Here is a 24,841-nt window from a genome sequence, read left to right as displayed (position 1 = left end):
CGAAAGGGGGATGGACCAACAACAAAAGAACAAGGCACAAACCACGCCCCAGCCCCTCCAACACCATTACCCTATGATGACGCCTCCCCCTAGTCCCCTCGCCATCATGCCCAATCCCATCACGCCAGCCCCGGTAGAACTGGCGAAGTGCTACCGCCTCCTGAACCACGGCCCGACCACGCTGGTCACCAGCGCCCACAACGGCGTGCGCAACGTCATGGCTGCCGCCTGGGCGATGCCGCTCGACTTTGACCCACCCAAGGTGCTGGTCGTGGTCGACAGCCGCACACTCACACGTGAGTTGATCGAAGGCTCGGGCGTGTTTGCACTCAACATTCCCACCCGCGCGATTGCCGAGACCACGCTAACGGTCGGCACGCTCTCGGGCCGCGATGTCGACAAGTTCGATGCCCTGGGCCTCGTCACCATGCCCGCCCGTACGATCGACGTGCCGCTGGTGGCAGGTTGTGCAGGGTGGCTCGAATGCCGCGTCATTCCGGAGCCGCACAACGAGAAGCGCTACGACCTTTTCATCGCCGAAGTGACCGCTGCCTGGGCCGATCCTGCGCTGTTCAGCAACGGTCACTGGCACTTTACCGATGCTGGCAGCAAGACCCTGCACTACCTCGCGGGCGGTGCATTCTTTGAGACCGGCGAAGCGTTCACCGTCCAGGTGAAACAGCCATGAGCGATATCTCCATCCGCCCGTTGATCGATGAGGATGCTGCAGCGTTCAAGGCACTGCGCCTGAAGGCCATTCAAGACGCACCCACCCCCATCTGGCCGACGCACGATGAAGAATCGAGCCGCACGCTGGAGGAAACCCGCAATCGCATCCGGGCGACTGAACATCAGATTGTCTTCGGAGCATTTGCCGCGCCGGAGCTGGTCGGCATTGCCGGCCTACGTAGTGAGCCGCTGGCGCAGGTTGCCCACAAGGCTGTGCTGTGGGGCGTGTTTGTTGACCCTGCGCATCGGCGGGGCGGTATTGCGGGCCGTCTGCTGCACGCCGCTATTGCGCATGCGCGTGCTGCCCAGGTGCTGCAGATTCATCTTTGCGTCAACGCCGAAAACTCGCGTGCGCAAGCGCTGTATCGCAACGCGGGTTTCGAGACCTTCGGCATCGAGCGCCGCGCCATGCGTGTCGGCGATCGCTTCTACGACGAAGAACACATGGCGCTGCGGCTGGACGCCTAACGCTCCGTCCGATAGTCCGTCGGCCGCATGCCGGTCCATTTGCGGAAGGCGCGGTGAAAGGCGCTCGGTTCCGCAAAGCCGACCGCGACGGCAATGTCGGCGATGGTGCGGCGCGTGTCCTGCAACTGGCCGATGGCAATGTCGCGCCGCAGGTCGTCCTTGATCGACTGATACGTGTGGCCCTCGAGCTTCAGGCGCCGCCGCATGGTCGCCTCGGCCACGTTCAGTTTGAGCGCCATTGCGTCCGACGCGGGCCAACTGGCCACCGGGAGGTTACGCAGCATCCTGCGCACGCGCGCTGCGAACGAATCCGGGTTGCGGTACTTGACGATGAAGCTGCCCGGCGCGTCGCGCAGGAACGTCTTGATGGACGCGGCCGTCTGGATGACGGGCAGGTCTAGAAAGGTGGGCGATAGGTCGACGTACGACGCATCCTGCTTGAACGCCATGTCGTCGCAGAACATCAGGCGATATTCCTGCGCATCCTGCGGCGCCGCGCAACGGAAGCGCGCGGCAATGAACGGAATGCGCCGCCCCAGCAGCCAGCACACCAGCCCGTAGACCATGATGAGCCACGTGGCGTAGGTGAACATGGGCGGCACACGCGTGCCCTTGCGGTGCTCGAACACGAGACGCACACGCTGATCGTCTTCTTCAACGCGTACATGCAGGTCATCCAGCACCAGCCGCAGAAAGCCCGTGGCCCGCGCGAGCGCCTGCCGGCCCGTGCGCGCGGTCAGCGCCGCCTGCGTCATCGCCACGAAGCTGCCCCAGCGCATGGGGTGTGCATCCTGCCCGAAGAACTCGTCGTCCATGGCCTGCGCAATGCCGGCCCACAGCGCGCCGTACTGCGCGGACGACACGCGGCTGCGCGGTTGCGCCAGCATCTGCGGCGTGATGCCCGCAGCTGCCATGATGGGCTGCGTATCGACGCCATGTGCGCGCGCACGCGTCACGGCCTCGTTGACGAGGCTGACAGAGACGGTTCCTTTTTCGTTGTTTTTCATCGGCATGGCAAATCCGCTCACGCAAGTTGATCGTGACGGGCATCGAAGCCGCCCAGCCACGTGCCTACACTTTTTCCCCATCGAACCCGAGCGCCGCGGGCTGCACAGTGTAAGGCGCCTGCACAGGCAGCGTCACGCGGCCCCGGCCAGCAAACAAGCAAGAGCCAAGCGATGGACGACTTCTATACCGAAGAGCAGCGGATGATCCACGACGCTGCGCGCGCCTTTGCCACCGAGCGCCTGGCACCCAACGCCGCGCAGTGGGACCGTGACGGCGCCTTGCCCGACGAGGTGGTGCGCGAGATGGGCGAGCTGGGCCTGCTGGGCATGATCGTGCCGGCGGAGTGGGGCGGTTCGTACACCGACTACGTGGCCTATGCGCTTGCGCTGGAAGAGGTGGCCGCCGGTTGCGCTGCCAGCGCGACGATGATGAGCGTGCACAACTCGGTCGGCTGCGGCCCCATCCTGAAGTTCGGCACCGAGGCGCAGAAGGCGCGTTACCTGCCGGACCTGGCCACGGGCCGCGCGATTGGCGCGTTCTGCCTGACCGAGCCGCACGCCGGCTCCGAAGCCAACAACCTGCGCACCCGTGCGGTACTGCGCGACGGCAAGTGGGTGCTCACCGGCAACAAGCAGTTCGTCACCAACGGCGCACGCGCGGACATCGCCATCGTCTTTGCCGTGACGGACCCTGAGGCGGGCAAGCGCGGCATCTCGGCCTTCATCGTGCCGACGGACACACCGGGCTTTCACGTCGGGCGGCCCGAACACAAGCTTGGCATTCGCGCGTCGGACACCTGCCCGATCACCCTGGAAGACTGCGCCGTGCCCGAAGGGAACCTGCTGGGCGAGCGTGGCGAGGGCCTGAAGATCGCGCTGTCGAACCTCGAAGGCGGACGCATCGGCATTGCTGCGCAAGCTGTGGGCATTGCGCGCGCCGCCTTCGATGCGGCACGCAACTACGCGAATGAGCGCATCCAGTTCGGCAAGGCGCTGCGCGAGCACCAGACCATCGCCAACATGCTGGCCGACATGGCCACGCGTCTAAATGCAGCGCGCCTGCTTGTTCACCATGCGGCGCGCCTGCGCAGCGCAGACAAGCCCTGCCTGTCGGAAGCCTCGCAGGCCAAGCTCTACGCGTCGGAACTGGCCGAGGAGATCTGCTCCAACGCAATCCAGATTCACGGCGGCTATGGCTACCTGGCCGACTACGCCGTCGAGCGCCACTACCGCGATGCACGCATCACCCAGATCTACGAAGGCACCAGCGAAGTCCAGCGGATGGTGATCGCGCGGCACGTGTAGCACGCACCGCGCACATCGACCGAATACGAAAGAGCGCAAACGCGCCGACCAGGAGACGACGATGAACGAAGCGGTATCTGCAGCACAGGGTTTTGTGGAAGCGCGCGATTTTCTGCTGCGCCATCGCACCGACTACGACCGCGCGTATCGCGAGTTCGCGTGGCCGAAGCTGGACACGTTCAACTGGGCGCTCGACTACTTCGATGTGATGGCGCGCGGCAACGACAACCCGGCGCTGTGGATCGTCGATGACGCGCAGGGCGAAGGGTTGAAGCTGTCGTTTGCGCAGATGTCGGAGCGCTCGTCGCGCATGGCGAACTTCCTGCGTGGGCTTGGCATCGTGCGGGGTGACCGTCTGCTGCTGATGCTGCCCAACCGCGTCGAACTGTGGGACGTGATGCTCGGGGCGATGAAGCTGGGCGCGGTGGTGCTGCCGGCCACCACGCAGCTTTCGCCGGATGACGTGCGCGACCGCGTGGAACTTGGTGGCGCGAACTGCATGGTCGTCGATGCGGCGGAGCTGCACAAGTTCGACGGGGTCGATGCGAGCGTCAAGCGCATCGCCGTGGGTGCGCAGCGCGATGGCTGGGTCGACCTGGCCGCTGCTTACGACGCGCCGGCGCAGTTCGCGCCCGACGGGCTGACCAAGGCAACCGATCCGTTGCTGCTGTACTTCACCTCGGGCACCACGTCCAAGCCGAAACTGGTGGAACACACACACCAGAGTTACCCCGTCGGCCACCTGTCGACCATGTACTGGATCGGCCTGCAACCCGGCGACATCCACTGGAACATCAGCTCGCCCGGCTGGGCGAAACACGCGTGGAGCTGCTTCTTCGCCCCGTGGAATGCGCAGGCCTGCGTGTTCGTCTACAACTACGCGCGCTTCGTCCCGAAGGACACGCTCGACGTGCTGGTGCGCTTCAACGTGACCACGCTGTGTGCGCCGCCTACCGTGTGGCGCATGCTGGTGCAGGAGCCGCTGGCCACCTACGCCGTCAAGCTGCGCGAGATCGTCGGTGCGGGCGAGCCGCTGAACCCCGAGATCATCGAGCGCGTGCGCAGCGCCTGGGGCGTGACCATCCGCGACGGCTTCGGCCAGACCGAGACCACCTGCCAGATCGGCAACACGCCGGGCCAGCCGGTCGTGCCGGGTTCGGTCGGGCGGCCGCTGCCCGGCTACCGCGTGGAGCTGGTCGACCACGATGATCAGCCCGCCAGCGAAGGCGAAATCGTGCTGCCGCTCTCGCACCGCCCGCTCGGCCTGATGCAGGGCTACGCCAACAACGCCAAGGCCACGGGCGAGGCCATGCGCAACGGCTATTACCACACGTCCGACGTGGCGATGCGCCGCGACGACGGTTACTTCGTCTACGTGGGCCGCACCGACGACGTGTTCAAGTCGTCCGACTACCGCCTGAGCCCGTTCGAGCTGGAAAGCGTGCTGATCGAGCACGAGGCCATTGCCGAGGCCGCCGTGGTGCCGAGTTCCGATCCGCTGCGCCTCTCCGTGCCCAAAGCATTCGTGACGGTGCGCCAAGGCTACGAAGCCGGCCCTGAACTGGCGCGCGCCGTGTTCCTCTTCTCGCGCGAAAAGCTGGCGCCCTACAAGCGCATCCGCCGGCTGCAGTTCAGCGAGCTGCCCAAGACCATCTCCGGAAAGATCCGCCGCGTGGAACTGCGTCGGCTGGAGCTTGAACGCACGCCGCACCCGGCTCGCCTGCCCGGCGAGTACTGGGAAGAAGACTTCGCCTGATATGCCCGTCCCGCATTGAACCGATTACCACTACCGAAACCGATACCGATACCGATTCGCCAGGAGACTCCCATGAGCGCCGTTGCCTCTCTCGCTTCCGCCAAGCCTGCCGCACAGCAGGACACCCCGCCCACCGTCAAGCTGCTGATCGGCGGCGAGTTTGTCGAATCGCAGTCGAAGGAATGGCGCGACATCGTGAACCCCGCCACGCAGGAAGTGCTGGCGCGCGTGCCGTTTGCCACGGCCGGCGAAGTGGATGCAGCCATCCGCTCCGCACATGCTGCGTTTGCCACGTGGAAGAACACGCCGGTCGGTGCGCGCATGCGCATCATGCTGAAGTTCCAGGCGCTGATCCGCGAGCACTCGCCGCGCATTGCCCGCACGCTGACGGCCGAGCAGGGCAAGACGCTGCCCGATGCCGAAGGCGATATCTTCCGCGGGCTGGAAGTGGTGGAGCACGCGTGCTCGGTGGGCTCACTGCAGCAGGGCGAATTTCTGGAGAACGTGGCCGGCGCGGTCGACACCTACACGTTGCGCCAGCCGATTGGCGTGTGCGCCGGCATCACGCCGTTCAACTTCCCGGCCATGATTCCCCTGTGGATGTTTCCGATGGCCATCGTGTGTGGCAACACGTTCGTGCTCAAGCCTTCGGAGCAGGATCCGTTGTCGACCATGCAACTGGTGGAACTGGCCCTTGAAGCAGGTGTGCCGCCCGGCGTATTGAACGTCGTGCATGGCGGCAAGGACGTGGTGGATGCGCTGTGCACGCACGAACACGTGAAGGCGATTTCGTTTGTGGGCTCGACCGCAGTGGGCACGCATGTTTACCGCCTGGGCAGCGAGCACGGCAAGCGCGTGCAATCGATGATGGGCGCCAAGAACCACGCTGTGGTGTTGCCGGACGCGAACCGCGAGCAGGCCATTAATGCGCTGGTGGGTGCGGCCTTCGGCGCGGCGGGGCAGCGCTGCATGGCGACCTCGGTCGTCGTGCTGGTGGGCGCGGCGCAGCAGTGGGTGCCGGACCTGATCGCCAAGGCAAAAACGCTCAAGGTGAATGCCGGTGTCGAGCCGGGTACCGACGTGGGGCCCGTCGTGTCACGTGCCGCCAAGCAACGCATTCTCGGTCTGATCGAATCGGGCGTGCAGCAGGGCGCCACGCTGGCGCTCGACGGCCGCAATGTGCGCGTCGCCGGTTACGAAGACGGCAACTTCATCGGCCCGACGGTCTTTACCGACGTGAAGACCGACATGGACATCTACACCAACGAAATCTTCGGGCCCGTGCTGCTGGTGCTGACTGTGCCTACGCTGGACGACGCCATTGCGCTGGTCAACGCCAACCCGTTCGGCAACGGTGTGGGCCTGTTCACGCAGAGCGGCGCATCGGCACGCAAGTTCCAGAGCGAGATCGACGTCGGGCAGGTCGGTATCAACATTCCCATTCCGGTGCCCGTGCCGTACTTCAGCTTTACTGGCTCGCGCGGCTCCAAGCTGGGCGACCTGGGCCCGTACGGCAAACAGGTCGTGCAGTTCTATACGCAAACGAAAACGGTAACGGCGCGCTGGTTTGACGACGCGGTCGATGCCGGCGGCGTGAATACCACCATCAGCCTGCGCTGATCGCACCCGGAGTGTTGTCATGAAGATCGCATTCATCGGTTTGGGAAACATGGGCGCCCCCATGGCACGCAATCTGCTCAAGGCAGGCCATGTGCTCAGCGTGTTCGACCTGAATACGCAGGCAGTGGGCACACTGGTGGAAGCCGGTGCCGTGGCCGCTGTGTCCCCCAAGGACGCCGTGACGGGCGCGGAGACCGTCATCACCATGCTGCCTGCCGCCGCGCATGTGCGCCATGTGCTGACGGCAGAAGACGGCGTGCTGGCGGGCATCGCCAAGGGCGTGCCCATCATCGATTCGAGCACCATCGACCCGGCCAGCGCCAAGGCGCTTGGCGCGATGGCAGCCGAGCACGGCAACCCCTTCGTCGATGCGCCGGTCTCGGGCGGCACGGGAGGCGCGGCAGCCGGCACGCTGACCTTCATGGCGGGCGGCAGCGCGGCAGCGTTCGAGCAGGTGCGTCCGGTGCTGTCCGCCATGGGCAAGAATCTCGTGCATTGCGGCGACACCGGCGCGGGGCAAGGCGCGAAGATCTGCAACAACCTCGTGCTCGGCATCACGATGGCCGGCGTGGCCGAAGCCATGTCGCTGGGCGAAGCGCTGGGCATCGACCCGAAGGTGCTGGGCGGCATCATCAACACGTCGACGGGGCGCTGCTGGAGTTCGGACACCTACAACCCCTTCCCGGGTGTGATCGACACCGCGCCGTCCTCGCGCGGCTACACGGGCGGATTCGGTACCGACTTGATGCTCAAGGATCTGGGCCTGGCCGGTGATGCCGCAAAGTCGGTCCGTCAACCCGTCTACTTGGGTGCGCTGGCACAGCAGCTCTATCAAACCGTGAGCAGCAAGGGCGATGGCAAGCTGGATTTCTCCGCCGTGATCAAGCTGTATCGGAAAGACGGAGCGGCGTGATGATCGAACTGGAAACGCTGCATGAGGGCACCGTCGCGGTGCTGACGCTCAAGCGTCCGCCGGCCAACGCGTTCACCCCGGAAGGTCTGCTGCAGTTACAAGGCACCGTCGAGCGATTGAACGCCGATGTACGCGTGCGCGCCATCGTCGTCACCGGCGATGGGCCAAAGTTCTTCAGCGCGGGCGCTGATCTGAACACCTTTGCCGATGGCGACCGCGATGTAGCCCGCGAGGCCGCTGCACGTTTCGGTGCCGCGTTCGAGGCGCTGCAGAATGCGCGCCCAGTGGTGATCGCGGCCATCAACGGTTTTGCGATGGGCGGCGGCCTGGAGTGCGCGCTCGCTTGCGACATCCGCATCGCCGAGGCACACGCCAAGCTGGCCGTGCCCGAGACGGCTGTCGGCCTGCTGTGCTGCGGTTGCGGCACGCAGACGCTGCCCTGGCTGGTGGGCGAGGGCTGGGCCAAGCGCATGATCCTGACTGGCGAGCGCGTCGATGCGCAGACGGCCTTGCGTATCGGCCTGGTGGAAGAGGTCGTGGAAACCGGTGCGGCGCGCGAAGCGGCCATTGCCATTGCGCTGCGTGTGACCACGTTGAGCCCGCAGGCCGTCACCTTCAGCAAGCAGCTCATCCACCAGGCGCGCAATGGCGTGCCGCGCGGTGCGGCGTTGGCTGTGGAGCGCGAGCGCTTTGTCGATCTATTTGACCACCCGGATCAGCGCGAAGGCGTGAACGCCTTCCTTGAGAAACGCGCGCCGCGCTGGCATTCCGCACACGAATCGGAGACGCTGCAATGAGTGTCGTCCAACTGCAGGCGCGGCCAACCGAGGCCGCCGCTGCCGAACCCGAGGTGTTGATGCGCGTGGTCAACCGCGTGGCCGTCATCACCCTGAACCGTCCGGCTGCCCTGAATGCACTTTCGCACGGCATGGTGCGCGAGTTGGCGACGCTGCTGGAGCAATGCCGCCACGACGACGGCATCGCCGCGCTGGTGCTGCGCGGTGCGGGCCAGAAAGGCTTCTGCGCGGGCGGCGATGTGCGGGCGCTCTATCAGCTTGCGCAGCAGGGCCGCATGGAGGGCGACGACGGCTGGCTGCAGTTCTTTGTCGACGAATACCGGCTCGACTACGCGCTGCACCAGTTTCCGAAGCCCATCGTTGCGCTGATGGACGGCATCACCATGGGCGGCGGCATGGGCCTCGGGCAGGCGGCACGGCTGCGTGTCGTGACCGAGCGTACGAAGATGGCGATGCCGGAAACGCGCATCGGCTTTCTGCCAGACGTGGGTGCTACGCGCTTTTTGAGCGTGATGTCGCCCGAGCTGGAGCTGTATGTTGGCCTGACGGGCGTGACGCTGACCGGCGCCGATGCGCTGCATTGCCACCTGGCCGATATGTGCGTGCCCGCCGAATGGCTGGCGTCGTTTGAAGACCGTCTGCAGCGCATGCCGCACGATGGCGACCTCATGCAGGCGCTGCGCCGCGTGTTCGAGCCGCCTTGCAACATCGTTCCGCACGCGCCGCTTGCACAGGCGATGCCGTGGGTGCTGCGCTATTTCGATCGGCGCTCTTCGGTCGATCGCATGGTCGCCACGCTGCGAGAGAGCCTCGAGCGCGAGTCGGCACGCGAGCCGCGTCAATGGCTGCAGGCGACGCTGGATGCCATGACCACGCATTCGCCGACGATGCTGCATGTCACGCGCGAAGCGTTGCTGCGGGGCCGGCAGTTGTCGCTGGCGGAATGCTTTCAGATGGAGCTGGGCATTGTTGCGCGCGGAATCCAGGAAGGGGATTTCTGTGAAGGCGTGCGCGCGCATTTGGTGGACAAGGATCACCGCCCCGGCTGGGCGCCTGCCACGCTGCCGCAGGTGCGGCCTGAGCGCGTGCGTCACTTCTTGACATCCCCCTGGCGGGCGGAAGCGCATCCGTTGGTGGGGCTCGCGTGAAACGCAATGCCATGTGAACGGCATGTCGCAAATGCGATCGTTAGCGCGCATGAGGCGCTTTGTCCCGGCCAATAAGTCGGTTCCGTGACAAATTTCTGTCATAACTTACGTGTAACTTACACGGGCGAGGAGAGGTCACCCCTCACGTTCTCATCGTACGCAGCGGCTTCCGCTGCGTTTTTTTTTTGCCTTACGGGGCACATGCGTGTTGCCGATCTGCAGATCGGATTGAAACCGCTTTGAAGTCACCGCCTGCCAACCCGCATGGCAGCTAGGTTTTGGTACCCTGCGTCAGACTGTTGTCACAATCGCCGTGCTAACTGGCCGCATGCTTTGCCACCTCAGGAGGCTCTCATGGCGACATCCGTCGATTCATTCCAGGTGAAGGTGTATCAGGGCGACAGCGCGGTGCTGTTCGCTTTTGATGTGGCCGACGCCGAGCGCGCCGATCTGGCAGGTTTTGCCATTCAGTGCACGCCGCAGGGCGGAGCGCCGTATTGGGTGCCCAACCGGCTGACCTTCGACACGCCCATTCATGCAGACGCGCCGCTGAAGGCCGGCAAATACGCCGATTCCATCGACGCGCCGTTTCAGTCTTTCCACTGGGTTCACTTTCCGCCGCATGCGGCTGGGCAGCTCAGCTACACCATCCACGCGCGCTACTTTGTCTCTACGAACCCCGTGCAGCTGGAGACGCGCGCGACGCGCATCGTCACGGTCACGCTGCAGCAGCCGATGAGCGATTGGGCCACCGTCGGCATGGTGCGCGGGTATGTGTCGTCGCAGGCGTTCATCGACCACTACGGCGGCAACACGGCGCTGGCGCCCGACAAACGCGCGCAGACCAAATCGCCGCTGCTGTACGACACGCAGCCGTATCAGAACAAGTACGCCTACCTGGGGGCGACGGGTCGCCATCTCATCATCGATCTGCTGAACCAGTGCCACGCGTCCGACGGATACGGCATCGACGTGCTCGCCTACGACCTGGACGAACCGGACATCATCCGTGCCATTGCTTGGCTCGCGCAGAACGGTCGCAAGGTCCGCGTGATTCAGGACAACTATGTTGGCACCGGCGCCAACCCGGTGGGCCACGGCACCGACAACGCGTTTGAGACGCAGGCCGCCGAGTACTTCAAGCAGGCCGGCGCGGAGGTCCGCCGGACGCACCTGGCGCGGTTCCAGCACCACAAGGCGATCCTGCTGCGGGACGCGGCCGGCAAGCCGGTGCGCGTGCTGGCCGGTTCGGCCAACTTCTCGCTGCGCGGGTTGTACGTGCAGGCCAACAGCGTGCTGGTGTTCGAGCAAGACGCCGCGCAGCTCTACGCGCAGGTGTTCGAGCGTCTGTGGGGATGGATCGACCAGTACGGTGAGGACGCTGCGGGCAGCCGCAAAGTGGCCGCCGCCTTCCGCGCCGATGCGCTGGCTGCCAGCTGGCAGGCGGTGCCGCAAGGCGGCAAGCCGCGTGCGCGCTTCGGCTTCTCGCCGCATCAGACCGATGCGTTGCTCACGGAGGCCGCGGACCGCGTGAAGGGCGCGCTTTCGTCCGTGCTGTTTGCGGTGATGGCCACCGATGGCGGCGGCGCGATGCTGAACACGCTCGAGCAAGTGGTGCCGCACAAGGCTGGGCTGCTCTCGCTGGGCGTGATCGACAAGCAGGGTGGCGTCGACGCCTTTGCCCCCGGCCGCGATGTGCCCTCGCAGACTGTGTCGTTTGCGTATTTGAAGGACGAAGCCCCTGCGCCGTTCAAACAGGAAGTGGATGCCGGCACCGGCCAGCACATTCACCACAAGTTTGTCGTGTGCGATTTCAATGGCGACGAGCCGGTCGTGTTCTGCGGCTCGTCCAACCTGTCAAAGGGCGGGGAAGAGCAGAACGGCGACAGCCTGATCGCCATCTACGACCCGGCCATCGTCACGGCCTATGCGATCGAGGCCATCCGCCTGTTCGACCACTACCGCTTCCGCGCAAGCGAATCCAAGGCGACGGCCGACAAGCCGCTGGTGCTGAAGACGACCAGCGCATGGGCCGACCCGTACTACGATCCGCAGAACATCAAGTTCACGGAGCGCACGCTGTTCGCCAAGTCCGGCACTGCGCAGGAGGCGGCCGTCGCGTGATCGGCTCCGGTAGCGGTTCGTACGCCGTCATACGCGCCGCTGCCGGTCGCCCCACCATGCATCGCGCAGGCGGCGCTTGGCGATCTTGCCGTTGTCGTCGCGCGGCAGCGCTGTGGTGAACTCGATCTGGCGCGGGATCTTGAAGCCCGCAATCTGGCCGCGCAGCCATTCGATCACGAACTCGGCCTGCAGGTCTTGGCGCTCGGTCTGCACCACGGCAACAAGCCGCTCGCCGTACTCGTCGCACGGCACGCCGAAGACCGCGCAGTCGACCACATCGGGGTGGCGCAGCAGCGCATGTTCGATCTCGGCCGGGTAGATGTTGACGCCGCCCGAGATGACCATGTCCGATGCGCGGTCGCACACATACAGATAGCCGTCGGCATCGAGGTAGCCCATGTCGCCGAGCGTGACCAGGCCGTCGCGCTCGATCTTGCTGCGCGCCTCATCGTTGCCGCGGTAGGTGAAATCGGGATAGGCGGGTTGGTGGCTGTAGATCAAGCCGATCTCTCCGGTAGGGCAGGGCGTGCCGTCTTCACGCAGGATGCGCACGCGTGCGTCGCACACCGGGCGGCCGGCGCTGCCGGGGCGGGCGGCCGCCTCGCGCGGGTCCATCACAGTGATCATGCCGGTCTCGCTCGACGCATACGTTTCGTAGATGACGGGGCCGAGCCAGTCGATCATCTTGCGTTTGATCTCCGGCGCGCACGGTGCCCCGGTGGAGGCCACAAAGCGCAGCGAAGACAGGTCGTATCGGCTGCGTTCTTCGTCCGTCAGCTTGAGCAGGCGCACATACATGATGGGCACGAGGTAGACGGTGTCGATGCGGTAGCGCTCGATCTGCTCGAGCACGCGCAGGGCATCAAAGCGCGCGTTCACCACCAGCAGCTCCGCCATCTGCGCGGCTTGCTGTGCGAAGAGGCTGGGTGCGCTGTGATAGAGCGGCGCCGGCACCAGCGCGCGGCAGCCCGGCACGATGCCGAAGGTTGCAGCCACCACGGCGCGTGCCTTCTGCAGATGCGCCTCGAGCTGATCGAGCGGTACGGCCTGGCGTACCACGCCCTTGGGCCGGCCCGTGGTGCCCGAGGTATAGGCCATGTGCCCGCGCGGAGAAACGATCGGCCCGTCGTACGGCGTCTGCAGCGCAAGCCAGTTTGCATAGCCGTCGGCGCGGTCGGTGCCTTCTGCATCCACGCGCAGCAGCTGCACGTCGGCCGGTAGCAGCGGTTCTGCCGCATCGACGAGGTCGCGATGGCCGATCAATACCTTGGCACCGGAATCGCGCACCAGAAACTCCACCTCGGCCGGCGTGAAGTGCCAGTTGATCGGGCAGAAGTAGCACCCTGCGATGCGGCAGGCGTGCATCACGTCGATGTAGGCGGGTGCATTGCGCAGCAGTACGCCGATCACATCGCCCTCCTGCACCCCCATGCGGCGCAACCCGCCGGCAAGGGCGGCACCGCGCGCGAGCAGCGTATCGGCATCGGTGGGGCGATCATCGAAGATCAGGTGGGCAGTCATGTGTGTCTCCTGCGCGAGGTCTCTTGGGGACGGTTGCCTAATCCATGCAGCATGCCGGATCGAACAGTATTGAACAATCCACGGCGAATTTCGCACACTGGTGAATGCGATTGGACAACGCTCTCCTTGGCCGCGTGAGCCGTGACACCGGAATTCGGTTTGAGGGGCAACCCGCCGATATCACCGCAGACCGCGTGAAAGGTCTGCGGCAGTAAGCTGCATGCCTGAAGCCAAAAAGCCCGCCCGGTGTGATGCGAGGCGGGCCTTTTTCTCGGGCGCGCGCGATTGTGCCCGGTTGTGACCGCGGCCGCCTTCAGGCACAATGCGCCCCGTTGTGGAGAGGGCATGCCTCCCTTAACCGCCGGTCTGCGGATCACGCAACCGGCTGATGATGCCTACAAGTTCCTGGTCGAAGGAAGTTGTAGGCACGCGCCCAAACGACGTTCTGTCGCTCAGGTTTGAGTTCTTCGAATCTGGTCATCATGAAGAAAATGGCTACACGCTCCGAGCCGCTGCTCATGTTCGGGTATCTGCTGCGCTGGCTCTCGCTCGGTTCGCTCGTCGGCATGCTCGCCGGGCTTGGCTCTGCGGTGTTGCTGCTGGCGCTCGATTGGGCAACCAACACGCGCACCGCACACCCTTGGCTGCTGTGGTTCCTGCCCGTGGCGGGCCTTGCCGTTGGCTTGCTCTATCACTACACGGGGCGCTCGGTGGAAGGCGGCAACAATCTGCTCATCGACGAGATCCACGACCCCAAGCGTGTCGTCCCCAAGCGCATGGCGCCGCTCATCCTGCTGGGCACCGTTGTCACCCACATCTTTGGCGGGTCAGCCGGGCGTGAGGGCACGGCCGTGCAGATGGGCGGCAGCTTTGCTGATTACCTGACGCGGCTGTTCTCATTGGCCCCGGCGGACCGCCGCATCTTGCTGATGGCGGGCATCAGCGCCGGTTTCGCGTCGGTGTTCGGCACGCCGCTGGCCGGTGCCGTATTTGGACTGGAAGTGCTTGCGATCGGCCGTTTGCGCTATGACGCGATCCTGCCGTGCTTCATCGCGGCCATCGTGGGCGACCTGGTGCCACCGCTGCTGGGCGTGCACCACACGCCGTATGCGATTCCGTTTGTGCCGCATCTCACGCCCGTCGCGATCGGCCTGGTCGTGGTGGCCGGCATCGTCTTCGGTCTGGCGGGCATGACGTTCGCGGCGCTCACGCACCGGCTCAGCCGCCTGTTGACGCATCACATCGCCTTTGGGCCGCTGCGCCCCGTGCTGGGCGGCAGCGTGGTCGTGGCGGCGGCCTTGGCGCTGGGGACGGACAAATATCTCGGCCTCGGCATTCCGGTCATCGTGGATGCGTTCCACAATCCGCTGCCCGCCTACGACTTTGCCGGCAAGGCGGCCTTCACCATCGTGACGCTGGCGTCCGGTTTCAAGGGCGGCGAGGTCACGCCGCTGTTCTACATCGGCGCCACGCTGGGCAATGCGTTGGGTTACGTGCTGCCGTTGCCCTTCCCGCTGCTGGCGGGCCTTGGGTTCGTTGCCGTGTTTGCGGGTGCCGCCAATATGCCCATCGCGTCGACCTTGATGGCGATGGAACTCTTCGGCCCCGAAGTCGGCACATTTGCTGGCATTGCCTGCGTGGTGAGCTATCTCTTCTCAGGCCACACCGGCATCTATCACGCGCAGCGCATTGGCCATGCGAAGCGACCTACCGAAGCAGCGCCGGCAGGGCAGGTTCCGGCCGAATCCGCCGAGCGCCCTTAGCACTGCGATGCGCGCTCGGCTTCGAGCAGCGTCTTCACGTCACGCGCCGTAGAGGCGTTCGCACAATGCCGTACTTGCGCCGAGCTTGCGCGACAGCTCGGACGCTGCCTGCAACTGCTTCGCGACGAAATCGCCGGTGGTGCGCGCCGCTTCGAGCCGTGAGGCTGCGCCCGATAGTGTGAGCGCGGCCATGAACTTGTCGCCGGAGCCGAAGACGGGCGTGGCAAATGCTGCCGTGTGCTGGTCGCGCGCGCCGGAGGTGAACAGCGGTAATTCGGGCGTGCCGTCATACAGCGCTTCACCCAGCCCCCAGTAACGCAGCACATGGCTGATGGCCGTGTCGTCCAGCGGCAGCGACGTGCCGGGCAGCCGCGTCTCGCGCAGACCTTCCGACGGTTCAGCGCGGAACAGGCACAGGCGCCGCCCGTGATCGATGACGTAGTACGATGCGCTCTCTCGCGTGGCGGCCGCCAGCGCGTGCAGCACCGGTTCCACCACGGAAGACAGGTGGAACGACTGCTCGTAGAGCTTGCCGAGATACAGCAGGCGTGGCCCGAGCGAGTACGCGCCGGACTCGGAGCGGGTGACATAGCTCATGCGTTCCAGCGAGTTCATCAGCCGGTACACCGTGGTCTTGTGCATGCCCGACGCTTGCGCGAGGGCCGCGAGTGACAGGGCTTCCGCCCCCGGCTTGAAGCAATCCAGCAGGGCCAACGCCTTTTCCACTGCGGCAACGCCGTCATTCCCCATTCCGTCTCTCCGAACTCACGAACGGCAGCATTGTACTATGTACAACGTTGTTGTATCTGGCGGAAGGGTAAACGCTAGTGGATCGACCCGCTTGCCGTGGCTATAGTGATTTCACTGAGTACACCCATGTTGTACATAGTACAACTTTACAGTCTGAGGCAGGTTTTATTCATGAGTACCCCTTCGCACACCCCATCCGCCATCGTTCGCGATATCGAGCGCGTTTCACCCGCGCTGGTCGAGGCGGCGGCCCGCTTCCAGGCGGCCATCCTGGCTGACGTTGCCGGCCGCCGTGGCACCTTGAACTGTCGCGTCAAACCGCTCGCGCCGACCATGAAAGTGGCCGGGCCAGCCGTCACGGTGGAAGTTCGCCCAGGCGACAACCTCGCCATCCATGCCGCCCTGGCAGTCGCCAAGCCCGGCGATGTGATCGTGGTCGACGGCAAGGGCGACCAGAGTTGCGCGCTGATCGGCGAGATCATGGCCACGCAGGCGCAGGCCACCGGCATCGCCGGGTTTGTCATCGATGGCGCGGTGCGCGATTCGCACGAGCTGGCGCACGGCACGTTCCCGATCTTTGCTGCCGGCTTGAACCCGTGCGGGCCGACCAAGAGCGTGGCGGGCCGCGTGAACCTGCCCGTGTCGGCTGCCGGCGCGACGGTGCATCCGGGTGACCTGGTGGTGGGCGATGCGGATGGCGTGGTCGTGATCCCGCGTGCCGACGTTGAGCGCATTCTCGTGCTCGCACAGAAAAAGGTGGACGCCGAAGCGGCCCGCATTGCGGCGATCCGCAAGGGCGATACGCGCCCCGGCTGGCTCGAGAAAGAACTGCGCGCGGCGGGCATGCTGGCCGAAGGCGAGGCACTGTAATGAGCACGACTGCAACCAAGCCTGTCCTGCTCGTCACGGCGGCTGACCTGGCACCGCAAGCATTGGACATGCTGGGCGATTTCGATGTCGTTTTTGCCGGCAAGCAGCCTACCGAAGACGACATCGTCGCGCTCTGTGCGCGGCACAAGCCGGTGGCGATCATCGTGCGCTACGGCAAGGTCAACGCCCGCATCATGGATGCAGCCGCCGGCAACCTCCAGGTGATCTCCAAGCACGGCAGCGGTATCGACGTCATCGATCAGGACGCCGCCGCGGCACGCGGCATTGCGGTGCGCGCTGCCGTAGGTGCTAACGCGGCCGCTGTGGCCGAGCATGCGTGGGCGCTGATCCTCGCATGCGCGAAGTCCGTCCCGCAGCTCGACGCGCGCATGCGTGCTGGGCATTGGGACAAGGCGACGCACAAGTCGGTCGAACTGGATGGCCGCACGCTTGGCCTGGTCGGTCTGGGTGCGATCGGGCGCCGGGCTGCTGCCATCGGCCTGGCGTTCGGGATGAAGGTTCTTGCATTCGACCCGTACACGAAAGAGGCGCCGGCAGGCGTCCAGCTGGTGGCGCTCGGTGAGTTGTACGCGCAGTCCGACGTGGTGTCGCTGCACTGCCCGTTGACCGCCGAGAACCGCAAGATGCTGAACCGCGACGCGTTCAACTGTTTCAAGCCCGGCGCCATCCTGGTCAACACGGCGCGCGGCGGCCTCATCGACGAAGCCGCGCTGGTGGAAGCGCTGGCCAGCGGCCAACTCCGTGCAGCAGGGCTCGACAGCTTCGACGTGGAGCCGATGACCACGCCGCACCCGTTCCAGGGCGTTGCGAACGTCATCCTGTCGCCGCACATCGGCGGCGTGAGCGACGCGGCCTACGTGAACATGGGCAAGGGCGCCGCGGCCAATGTGCTCGCAGTGATCGAGGAACGTGCCCGCACGGCGGCGTGATGTCCATGTTCCTGCTCTCGCCACCGGCGGTGCGTGAAGCCGAAGTCTTCACGCGCATGCCTGCCAAGTTTCGCAAGCCCGATGTCCAGACGGAATGGGCACGCGCCAATCGCGGCGGGCAAGCCACCGATTCGTTTCTCGAAGGACCGGTGTGGTGTCCGGACGGCCGCGGCCACGGTCATCTGTACGTGACCGATATCCCGCACGGCCGCGTCTTCCGCATCTCGATGGCGGGCGATTGGGAACTGGTGACCGAATACGACGGTGAGCCCAACGGCATGAAGTTCGTCGACGATGCGCACCTGCTCATCACCGACTACCGCAACGGCCTGATGCTGCTCGACATCAAGCGCGGCGAAGTCACGCCGTATCTTGAGCGCCGCAACTCCGAGCGCTTCAAGGGCGTGAACGACCTGACGTTCGACTCGCGCGGCAACCTGTACTTCACCGACCAGGGCCAGACGGGGCTGCAAGACCCGACGGGTCGCGTCTATCGCCTCTCGCCGGAAGGCAGGCTCGACATGCTGCTCGGCAATTGCCCCAGCCCCAACGGGCTCGTGCTGTCGCCCGACGAGAAGGTGCTCTACGTCGCCATGACGCGCGGCAACTGCGTGTGGCGTGTGCCGTTACAGGCCGATGGCTCTGTCAGCAAGGTCGGCCAGTTCTTCACGTCGTACGGCCCGAGCGGCCCGGATGGTTTGACGATCGACACGGCGGGGCGGCTGTTCGTGGCCAACCCCGGACTCGGCCGCGCATGGGTGCTGAACCACCGTGCGGAGCCGGACATGGTCTTGACCAGCCCCGAAGGTGCATCGCTCACGAACCTGTGCTTCGGTGGCCCCGAAATGAAGACGCTCTTCATGACCGAATCGGTGTCCGGCACGGTGCTCAAGACCGAGATGAACATCGCCGCCCCGCTGCCGCATCGGGCAGAGCAGACCAAAGCAACGCCCTAGCCCAGCTCATCGATACCCGACCCTGAGCGCTCATAGAAGCGCGATGGAGGAGACCATGCAAATGTCCCAGACTTTGAGTGCCACCACGCCAGCGCATAGCGCGGATGTGCGCTCCGCCACCACGCTGCCCGATGCGGACTACCAGGCGAGCGAACGCACGCTGGCCAAGGCGTTCCGCCGCATCCTGCCGTTCATCTTCGCCTGCTATGTGATCAGCTATCTCGATCGCACCAACGTGGGCTTTGCCGCGCTCACCATGAACAAGGACATTGGCCTCACGGCCGAGCAGTTCGGGTTCGGCGCAGGATTGTTCTTCATCGGCTATTTCCTGTTCGAGATCCCGAGCAACCTCATCATGCAGAAGGTGGGGGCGCGCATCTGGATCGCGCGGATCATGATCACGTGGGGCATCTTCTCGATGGCCACGGCGTTTGTGGTCGGGCCGAAGAGCTTTGCAGCGGCGCGCTTTCTGCTGGGTCTTGCCGAAGCGGGCTTCACGCCGGGCATCTACCTGTACTTCACGCACTGGTTTCCGGGCAAGTGGCGCGCCAAGGTGACGGCTGCCTTCCTGGTGGGCATTCCGGTGGCGAACATGATCGGCTCACCCATTTCCGGCGCGCTGCTCGAACTCGGCGGCCTGCATGGGCTGCGCAGCTGGCAATGGCTGTTGCTGATCGAAGGGCTGCCGGCGGTGCTGCTCGGTATCGCATGCCTGTTTGTGCTGGCGGATCGGCCGGAAAAGGCGACATGGCTCACCGACGATGAGAAGGCCGTGCTCGCGCGCCGCCTCGCCATGGAGCAACGCGACATCGCCAGCAAACACGGCGCGACCCTGCGCGATGCCATGACCAACTGGCGCGTCTTCGTGCTGGCGTTCATCAACTTCTGCGGCATCGTGGGCTCCATCGGCGTGGGCCTCTGGATGCCGCAGATCATCAAACAGTTTGGTGTCGAGCACACCGTGGTCGGCTGGCTCACGGCGATCCCGTATGCGCTGGGTGCGGTCGTCATGCTGTGGTGGGCCCGCACGGCGAACCGCGCGCAGAACCGCGTCCCGTATGTGGCTACCGCGCTGGTGGTTGCAGCGGTAGCGCTGGCGGCCAGCACGGCCTTGGATGCACCGGCGCTCAAGCTCGCGGCGCTGTGCGTGACGGTGAGCGGCATCCTGGCGTTCCAGGCTACGTACTGGGCGATTCCCTCCAGCTTCCTCACGGGCCGCGCGGCCGCGGGCGGCCTGGCGCTGATCGTTTCCGTGGGCAATCTTGGTGGCTTTGTCGGCCCGTCGATGATCGGTGCCATCAAGCAGTTCTCGCATGGCTTTACTGCACCGCTGCTGGCGGTGTCGGCCGTGCTGCTCATCGGTGCGTTGTCCATCGCTTGGCTGGGCGACCCCGGCGCCGATGCCGGTGAAGCCATAACCCGCTGATCGAGCGATCGCAGTACCTTTCTTCCTAGACGTTCAAACAGCGCCGCGCAGTACACGACGGCGCCAGGAGACAAACATGCAAGTGACGGGCAGTACCGATGTCACCGAGATCGAGCAGCGGACCCTGCGCAAGGTGGTCTGGCGGCTCGTGCCATTTCTCATGCTCTGCTACCTGCTGGCCTTCATCGACCGCGGCAACGTGGGCATGGCCTCGCTGCAGATGAATCATGACCTGGGGCTCACGGCCGGCGTGTTCGGGTTCGGCAGCAGTCTCTTCTTCGTGTCGTACTTCTTCTTCGAGGTACCGAGCAATCTGGCGCTGCAACGCTACGGCGCGCGCATCTGGATCGCGCGGATCATGATCACGTGGGGTCTGATCTCGGCTGCGACGGCGCTGGTGCAAGGCCCGGCCTCGTTTTACGCGCTGCGCTTTCTGCTGGGTGCCGCCGAGGCGGGGTTCTTTCCCGGCGTGCTGCTGTATCTCTCGTATTGGATTCCGGCAACGCACCGCGCCCGCATTGTGGCCACGTTCATGGTCGCCATTCCGGCGGCGAGCTTCATCGGCTCGCCCATCTCGGCTGCGCTGCTCCAAATGGACGGGTTTGCTGGATTGCGCGGCTGGCATTGGCTGTTCATCCTCGAAGGCATTCCGACGGTGCTGCTTGGCATTGCCTGCCTGCGCTTGCTGACCAATCGGCCCGAAGAAGCCAAATGGCTGTCCGCTGACGAGCGTCAGTGGCTCACGAATGCGTTGGCCGGTGAGACGCGCGGCCCGAAGAAGGTTGCGCAGATGCCGCTGGCGAAGCTGTTCTGCAACCGCTACGTGCTGTGCCTCGCGTTGGTGGATGTGTGTGCGTCGGCTGCCGGCAGCACGCTGTCGGTGTGGCAGCCGCAACTGCTCAAATCGTTCGGGTTGACCGTCATGCAGACGGGGCTGCTGAACTCGGTGCCGTATGCAGTGGCTTCGGTGCTGATGGTGTTCTGGGGCCGCCGCTCCGACCGCCTGAAGGAACGCCGCTGGCATACCGCCATTCCCATGCTGCTGATCGGCCTGGGCCTGTTCGGCACGTCGCTCAGCGGGTCGCTCGTGCCGACCATGGTGATGCTGTGCGCGGTGCTGGTCGGAGCCTATTCGTTCAAGGGGCCGTTCTGGGCGCTGGCCTCCGGCATGCTCTCGAACAGTGCAGCCGCTGCGGGGCTGGCCACCATCAACGCGATCGCCAACCTCATCGGCGGCGGCCTGATGGTGAATGTGTACGGCTGGGTCAAGCAGGCCACCGGCAGCTATGCCCTGGCGCTGATGCCGTTGGCCGTGCTGACGCTGGTGAGCGTGGCCACCCTGCTGCTGTTGAGTCGCTCCACACCAGAAGCGCAGATGCTGAACAAGACGGAGACGGCCTGACATGCCCGCACTCAACAGAAGGCGGTTCCTGCAGATGGCGGGTGCCGGTGCCGTGGCGGCCGCTGTTCCGGGGCTTGCCGAAGCAGAAGAGTTGTGGTCCACCGGCAGCGCCCCGCCGACGTTCAAGCTGCCGGCGGGCGCCGTGGATTGCCACATGCACATCTACGATGACCGATTCCCCAGCGCCCCAGGCACCACGCTGCGGCCGCCCAACGCGAGCATCGAACAGTACCGCAAGGTGCAGGCGCGTCTGGGCGTGCAGCGCAACGTGGTCGTCACGCCGTCGACGTACGGAACGGACAACCGCTGCACGCTGGATGCGCTCAGGCGTTTCGGGCCCAATGCCCGCGGCGTTGCGGTGGTCGATACGTCCGTGACCGATGCCCAGCTTGCCGAGATGCACGCCGCAGGTGTGCGGGCCATCCGCTTCAACCTGAGCTATCCGGGGGCCACCACCGTCGACATGCTCGCACCGCTGGCGTCACGTATCGGCGCGCTTGGGTGGCACATCGAGCTGGTCGTGCAAGGCGCCAAGTTGCCCACGCTGGAGCCGCATCTCCTTGCGCTGCCGTGTCCGCTTGTCATCGATCACATTGCGCACGTGCCCCAGCCGGGCGGCATGCAGTCCGACGCCATGCGCACCGCGCAGCGCCTGGTCGACAAGGGCAACACGTGGGTCACGCTGTCCGGTCCTTACGTCGATTCCAAGACGGGTGCGCCCGCTTATGCCGATGTCGAGCCCGTGGCCAAGGTCTTCATCAACATGGCGCCCGAGCGGATGCTCTGGGGCACGGACTGGCCGCATCCGACGGAGAAGACGCACAAGCCCGACGATGCCGCGCTGCTCGATACGATGGCCGCCTGGATTGATCGTGCGGATTGGCAGCAGATGATCTTTGTGTCGAATCCGGTGAAGCTTTACGGCTTTTGAGTTCAAGAACTCAATGCGAGTCCAGCGAGGCGATTCCCGCGCTCGATGCGCTGGGCGTATTCGCCGTCCTGGAGGTGCGAGACGCAGCGCTGCGCGCGTGGATCACGCGAAGGCAGACTGAGCGCGCTGCAGGGGGCGCGCAAGAGGGGCAGAACGCATAACCAAAGACAAAAACGGTCGTTCGCACGCCGAAGGGCACACCCTATGCTCGCCGGAGATCAGTCCTCCGGAGACGCAACGATGACGCAGCAATCGCTGACCACTGCCCCTGCCTGGAAACTCGACACCGTGGCCGTCCACGGCGGCTACAGCGCGGACCCGACGACCCGCGCCGTGGCCGTGCCGATCTACCAGACCGTTGCGTTCGCGTTTGACGACACGCAGCACGGCGCCGATCTGTTCGACCTGAAGGTGCCGGGCAACATCTACTCGCGCATCATGAACCCGACCAACGATGTGCTGGAGAAGCGCATCGCTGCGCTCGAAGGCGGCATCGGGGCGCTTGCGCTGGCGTCGGGGCAGGCGGCCGTAACGTATGCGATCCAGACGATTGCGGAGGCGGGCGACAACATCGTCTCGGCCAGCACGTTGTACGGTGGCACCTACAACCTCTTTGCGCACACGCTGCCGCTGTCGGGCATCACCACGCGGTTTGCCGACCCGCGCGATCCGGCATCGTTCGAGGCGCTGATTGACGATCGCACCAAGGCCATCTTTGCCGAGACCGTCGGCAACCCGCTCGGCAACATCACCGACATTGCCACGCTGGCCGAGATCGCGCACCGCCACGGCGTGCCGCTCATCGTCGACAACACGGTGCCGACCCCGTACCTGGCCCGGCCGTTTGAGCACGGGGCCGACATCGTCGTGCATTCGCTGACGAAGTATCTGGGCGGCCACGGCACGAGCCTGGGCGGCGCCATCGTCGATTCGGGCAAGTTTCCGTGGGCCAAGCACAAGGCGCGCTTCAAGCGGCTGAACGAGCCGGACGTGAGCTACCACGGTGTCGTCTATACGGAAGCGCTCGGCGATGCGGCGTATATCGGCCGCGCCCGCGTGGTGCCGCTGCGCAATACCGGCGCGGCGCTGTCGCCGTTCAACGCGTTCCTGATCCTGCAGGGCATCGAAACGCTGGGCCTGCGCATCGACCGCATCACGCAGAACGCGGCGCAGATCGCCCGGCATCTGCGCGGGCATGCCAAGGTGGAGTGGGTCAACCACGCCAGCCTGGATGATCACCCCGACCACGGGCTCGTGCACAAATACCTGTCAGGCAAGGCGCCGGGGCTGCTCACGTTTGGCGTGAAGGGCGGCTTTGCTGCCGGGGCGCGTTTTCAGGATGCGCTGCAGTTGTTCACGCGGCTGGTGAACATTGGTGACGCCAAGTCGCTGGCAACGCATCCGGCATCGACCACGCACCGGCAGCTGTCTGAAGCCGAGCTTGCCAAGGCCGGTGTGCGGCAGGAGACGATCCGGCTGTCGATCGGCATCGAGCATATCGATGATCTGCTGGCCGATCTGGACAAGGCGCTGGCGCGCGCCTGAAGTGGAAACGCCGAGCGCCTCCTCGTGGCGCTCGGCGAATCAGGCGCTTTACCGCCCGGCGAGCTGGAGCGTTTCCAGTTCCGACGTCGTGCGCTGGCTGCGCACGCCTCCGCTGTTGTAGACCTCATCAACAGCCTTCACCCAGCGGCCGACCTCGGGCACATACCACACGGCCCTATACATCCGCCCAGTGGCCTTGCTTGGCTGGGTGCGTTGCGTCTGCGTGACCATGGTGCTGCCACCCGCGGCGGTGTTGGCCGACTGCACAACGGACGTGGATGGCGCCAGTTCGGCTATCCACTGGCCTTCCGCCTCAATTTTGATGGCGTTGAATTTGCCGGCGGGCACTTCTACCGACTCATAGCCGATGACCTTGTAGTGCGTGTCCCACTGCTCAAGGGTATGGGCCTTGTTTGGATTGTGCTCGGTAAAGGACACATCCCAGCTCTTGCCTGGTTGCAGCGGGAAAGCAAGCGGACGATTGACGGTTGTCTCTTTACCATCCACGTTGCGAATGCGACTCCAATCAGCGCCGGCGATGACCTCGATCGGGCCCGTCGGCGCGCCTTTGGCCTGCACCGTGAAGTAAATGTTCGACGCCGTCGTCCGCACAACGGTGAACGTGTCGTGCGTCTGCTTCCACCCCGACGGCCCTGTCTCGATGGTGGTCTGGTATGTCCACTGATCGCCGCTCTTGATGACAGGGGCATCCGCAGACTGCGCGGCAGCCAGCACTGGGACGGAAAGTACGAAGGTGGCCAGGAACTGTTTCGCGAGAGTCATGGGCGGCGGTGATAAGCACTTTGTAAGAAAGGCATCGTATCCCACATTCCGCAGCAAAAGTGCGCTCGCCAGCCCAT

General features: G+C 65.1%; 21 protein-coding genes and 1 riboswitch. Of the genes, 17 read left to right on the top strand and 4 right to left on the bottom strand.

Going from position 1 to position 24,841, the window contains the following annotated elements; translation table 11 throughout:
- Positions 1–73 precede the first annotated feature (73 nt).
- Positions 74–688, top strand: coding sequence for a flavin reductase family protein (locus tag AAHM38_RS04895; RefSeq protein WP_116575319.1), 615 nt, complete (start codon positions 74–76; stop codon positions 686–688).
- Complete coding sequence (locus AAHM38_RS04890; protein WP_116575318.1) at positions 685–1,197, top strand: GNAT family N-acetyltransferase; 513 nt, start codon at positions 685–687, stop codon at positions 1,195–1,197. The genes AAHM38_RS04895 and AAHM38_RS04890 overlap by 4 nt, the downstream gene beginning before the upstream one ends.
- Here AAHM38_RS04890 and AAHM38_RS04885 read toward each other — a convergent pair.
- Positions 1,194–2,204, bottom strand: a complete 1,011-nt coding sequence (locus AAHM38_RS04885; protein WP_179817501.1) for an AraC family transcriptional regulator — start codon at positions 2,202–2,204, stop codon at positions 1,194–1,196. The genes AAHM38_RS04890 and AAHM38_RS04885 overlap by 4 nt on opposite strands.
- A 171-nt stretch (positions 2,205–2,375) precedes the next feature.
- Here AAHM38_RS04885 and AAHM38_RS04880 point away from each other — a divergent pair, with 171 nt between their 5' ends.
- From AAHM38_RS04880 to AAHM38_RS04850, 7 genes are all read left to right on the top strand, one after another.
- A complete protein-coding gene (locus AAHM38_RS04880) occupies positions 2,376–3,509 on the top strand; it encodes an acyl-CoA dehydrogenase (RefSeq protein ID WP_039374181.1) in 1,134 nt (377 codons plus the stop codon).
- Between the two features lie 61 nt (positions 3,510–3,570).
- On the top strand, positions 3,571–5,265 hold the full coding sequence (locus tag AAHM38_RS04875) for an AMP-binding protein (RefSeq protein ID WP_116575316.1): 1,695 nt from the start codon (positions 3,571–3,573) through the stop codon (positions 5,263–5,265).
- A 72-nt stretch (positions 5,266–5,337) separates the two neighbouring features.
- Entirely contained in the window at positions 5,338–6,885 is a 1,548-nt protein-coding gene (locus AAHM38_RS04870; RefSeq protein ID WP_116575315.1) for a CoA-acylating methylmalonate-semialdehyde dehydrogenase, read from the top strand.
- 19 nt (positions 6,886–6,904) lie between these two features.
- Complete coding sequence (gene mmsB / locus AAHM38_RS04865; protein ID WP_116575314.1) at positions 6,905–7,798, top strand: 3-hydroxyisobutyrate dehydrogenase; 894 nt, start codon at positions 6,905–6,907, stop codon at positions 7,796–7,798.
- Positions 7,798–8,595 (top strand): enoyl-CoA hydratase, encoded by a 798-nt coding sequence (locus tag AAHM38_RS04860; RefSeq protein WP_116575313.1) that lies wholly within the window; start codon positions 7,798–7,800, stop codon positions 8,593–8,595. The genes mmsB and AAHM38_RS04860 overlap by 1 nt, the downstream gene beginning before the upstream one ends.
- Positions 8,592–9,743 (top strand): enoyl-CoA hydratase/isomerase family protein, encoded by a 1,152-nt coding sequence (locus tag AAHM38_RS04855; protein ID WP_116575312.1) that lies wholly within the window; start codon positions 8,592–8,594, stop codon positions 9,741–9,743. The genes AAHM38_RS04860 and AAHM38_RS04855 overlap by 4 nt, the downstream gene beginning before the upstream one ends.
- A 354-nt stretch (positions 9,744–10,097) precedes the next feature.
- Positions 10,098–11,867, top strand: a complete 1,770-nt coding sequence (locus AAHM38_RS04850) for a phospholipase D-like domain-containing protein (RefSeq protein WP_116575311.1) — start codon at positions 10,098–10,100, stop codon at positions 11,865–11,867.
- A gap of 27 nt (positions 11,868–11,894) precedes the next feature.
- On the opposite strand, the gene AAHM38_RS04845 is transcribed toward AAHM38_RS04850, so the two are convergent.
- Entirely contained in the window at positions 11,895–13,388 is a 1,494-nt protein-coding gene (locus AAHM38_RS04845) for an acyl-CoA synthetase (RefSeq protein WP_116575310.1), read from the bottom strand.
- A gap of 327 nt (positions 13,389–13,715) precedes the next feature.
- Positions 13,716–13,793: riboswitch (Fluoride riboswitch) on the top strand.
- 77 nt (positions 13,794–13,870) lie between these two features.
- Between AAHM38_RS04845 and AAHM38_RS04840 the strand changes: the two genes are divergently transcribed.
- Positions 13,871–15,151 carry a voltage-gated chloride channel family protein gene (locus AAHM38_RS04840; protein WP_116575309.1) on the top strand — a complete coding sequence of 427 codons (1,281 nt, stop codon included), beginning with the start codon at positions 13,871–13,873 and terminating at the stop codon, positions 15,149–15,151.
- A gap of 39 nt (positions 15,152–15,190) precedes the next feature.
- On the opposite strand, the gene AAHM38_RS04835 is transcribed toward AAHM38_RS04840, so the two are convergent.
- A complete protein-coding gene (locus AAHM38_RS04835) occupies positions 15,191–15,901 on the bottom strand; it encodes an IclR family transcriptional regulator (protein ID WP_009240402.1) in 711 nt (236 codons plus the stop codon).
- Positions 15,902–16,072: 171 nt separating this feature from the next.
- Between AAHM38_RS04835 and AAHM38_RS04830 the strand changes: the two genes are divergently transcribed.
- The 7 genes from AAHM38_RS04830 to AAHM38_RS04800 all read left to right on the top strand — a co-directional run bounded on the left by AAHM38_RS04830 (position 16,073) and on the right by AAHM38_RS04800 (position 23,981).
- Positions 16,073–16,771: an RraA family protein gene (locus tag AAHM38_RS04830; RefSeq protein ID WP_116575308.1), complete on the top strand. Its 699-nt coding sequence runs from the start codon at positions 16,073–16,075 to the stop codon at positions 16,769–16,771.
- Positions 16,771–17,721 (top strand): NAD(P)-dependent oxidoreductase, encoded by a 951-nt coding sequence (locus AAHM38_RS04825; RefSeq protein WP_116575307.1) that lies wholly within the window; start codon positions 16,771–16,773, stop codon positions 17,719–17,721. The genes AAHM38_RS04830 and AAHM38_RS04825 overlap by 1 nt, the downstream gene beginning before the upstream one ends.
- Before the next feature lie 5 nt (positions 17,722–17,726).
- A complete protein-coding gene (locus AAHM38_RS04820) occupies positions 17,727–18,677 on the top strand; it encodes an SMP-30/gluconolactonase/LRE family protein (RefSeq protein ID WP_116575331.1) in 951 nt (316 codons plus the stop codon).
- 55 nt (positions 18,678–18,732) lie between these two features.
- Positions 18,733–20,103 (top strand): MFS transporter, encoded by a 1,371-nt coding sequence (locus AAHM38_RS04815; protein WP_371316212.1) that lies wholly within the window; start codon positions 18,733–18,735, stop codon positions 20,101–20,103.
- Positions 20,104–20,179: 76 nt separating this feature from the next.
- On the top strand, positions 20,180–21,505 hold the full coding sequence (locus AAHM38_RS04810) for an MFS transporter (RefSeq protein ID WP_116575305.1): 1,326 nt from the start codon (positions 20,180–20,182) through the stop codon (positions 21,503–21,505).
- Position 21,506: 1 nt separating this feature from the next.
- Entirely contained in the window at positions 21,507–22,436 is a 930-nt protein-coding gene (locus AAHM38_RS04805; RefSeq protein WP_116575304.1) for an amidohydrolase family protein, read from the top strand.
- 240 nt (positions 22,437–22,676) lie between these two features.
- Positions 22,677–23,981, top strand: a complete 1,305-nt coding sequence (locus AAHM38_RS04800; protein ID WP_116575303.1) for an O-acetylhomoserine aminocarboxypropyltransferase/cysteine synthase family protein — start codon at positions 22,677–22,679, stop codon at positions 23,979–23,981.
- A 48-nt stretch (positions 23,982–24,029) separates the two neighbouring features.
- On the opposite strand, the gene AAHM38_RS04795 is transcribed toward AAHM38_RS04800, so the two are convergent.
- The gene (locus AAHM38_RS04795; protein WP_116575302.1) at positions 24,030–24,764 is read right to left on the bottom strand and encodes a hypothetical protein; all 735 of its coding nucleotides are present in this window, start codon (positions 24,762–24,764) and stop codon (positions 24,030–24,032) included.
- Positions 24,765–24,841: the final 77 nt, after the last annotated feature.

The organism is Ralstonia sp. OTU4908, from assembly GCF_038440115.1.
In the GTDB taxonomy this organism is placed as follows: Bacteria; Pseudomonadota; Gammaproteobacteria; order Burkholderiales; family Burkholderiaceae; genus Ralstonia; species Ralstonia pickettii.
Note: the sequence above shows the minus strand (reverse complement) of the source record. Positions and strands in the feature narration are given on the sequence as shown.